Source organism: Actinospica durhamensis (assembly GCF_018139695.1).
In the GTDB taxonomy this organism is placed as follows: domain Bacteria; phylum Actinomycetota; class Actinomycetes; order Streptomycetales; family Catenulisporaceae; genus Actinospica; species Actinospica durhamensis.
This window is the reverse complement of the sequence record NZ_JAGSOG010000580.1, coordinates 1-1,360: the sequence shown is the minus strand read 5'-3', so window position 1 is coordinate 1,360 and position 1,360 is coordinate 1. Positions and strand designations below refer to the sequence as shown.

The following is a 1,360-nucleotide window of genomic DNA, read 5'->3' as shown; positions in this document are numbered from 1 at the left end:
CAGGCCGGCCGAGGCGATGAGGTTCGGATCCGAGAACGAGGCCGAGACGTGCCCGGCGGCATGAGAAGATTGCATCCGCGAGATGCCCTTCTGAACTGGTCGAACAAGGTCCTAGACAAACCTCATTCTTCCAGGTCAGGGGGCATCTCGTGTCACCGGGGCCAGCCTACGCGCGAATAGCCATCCGTGGATCCAGGCTGAGTGTCGCATCCGTTTGGAGTTGCCCGAGTGGGCGGGGTGACAATCTCATGGATCTGCTACGTCGAGATCCGTAGCATGAGCTGGTGATTATCAAGGAATCCTTCAACGTCCGCAGGACACTGCCGTTCATCTGGTTCGACATGGTGCTCGCTGCGGGTAGCTCGAGCGCGGCCTATCTCCTGGTCGACCGCGCCGGCGTCCATTGGCTCGCGCTGCCCTCGCTGCTCGCCACCGTTCTGGGCACCGCACTCGCCATCCTGCTGGCCTTCCGCGCCAACACCGCCTATCAACGCTGGTGGGAGGCGAGCACCATCTGGGCCCAACTCACCGGTCTGTCCCGCACCCTTGTGCGCGTCGCGTGGAGTATCACGGATGCCAAACTCACCGACCCTGCCATCGACCCCGACACCGTCCACGCTTGGCAGCGCGACGTCGCCAACCGGCAGGCGGCCTGGGTGCACAGCCTCGCCCGGCACCTGCGCGGCCAAGACTCCGCCCCTGAACTCGCGCGCCTCCTGCCCCCTGACGAGGCATCCGCGGTCCTCCTCGCGGACAACAAGCCCGCCGTGCTGGCCCGCATGCAGAGCCAGGCCATCTTCCGAGGCTACGCGGCCGGCATTCTGAGCGGCCTGGACAACTTCCAGATGGAGACCGCCCTCGCCGGGCTCTCTACCCAACAAGCCCTGGCCGAGCGGATGAGCATCACCCCGATTCCGCGGCCGCACGACTTTGTCAGCCGCATATTCGTACACTGCTACGTCCTGGTGTTCCCCTTCGCCGCGATAAGCGCCCTGACGGCCTACCGGTGGCTGGTCATCCCGTCCGCAGTGTTGATCGCGCTGTTCTTCCGGATGGTCGAACGCGTCGGGGCCTCCACCGAGGAGCCCTTCGCCAACCGCACCCAGGACGTGCCGATCACCGCGCTGGCCACCAACCTCGAGCGCGACCTCCTCGAACTCGTCGACGTCGCGCAGCGCCCGGCGAAGCCCACGCCCGTCGACGGATACCTCTGGTAGGACAGCGCGCTCGCCGCCGCGGACACCGAGGCGAGGTGTTCGTCAGCAGTCGGATCGCGCCGCATTCCACACCCAAGAGGTTCGGCCGGGGAAACCGTCCAACTCCCGGCGACCCGTGCACCACAGAAGCACCTGGGCGGGGT

The 1,360-nt window shown here is 66.3% G+C and carries 1 protein-coding gene; it reads left to right on the top strand.

The features are described from left to right. Positions 1 to 284: 284 nt before the first annotated feature. Entirely contained in the window at positions 285 to 1,217 is a 933-nt protein-coding gene (locus KDL01_RS41150; protein WP_212534148.1) for a bestrophin family protein, read from the top strand. Positions 1,218 to 1,360: the final 143 nt, after the last annotated feature.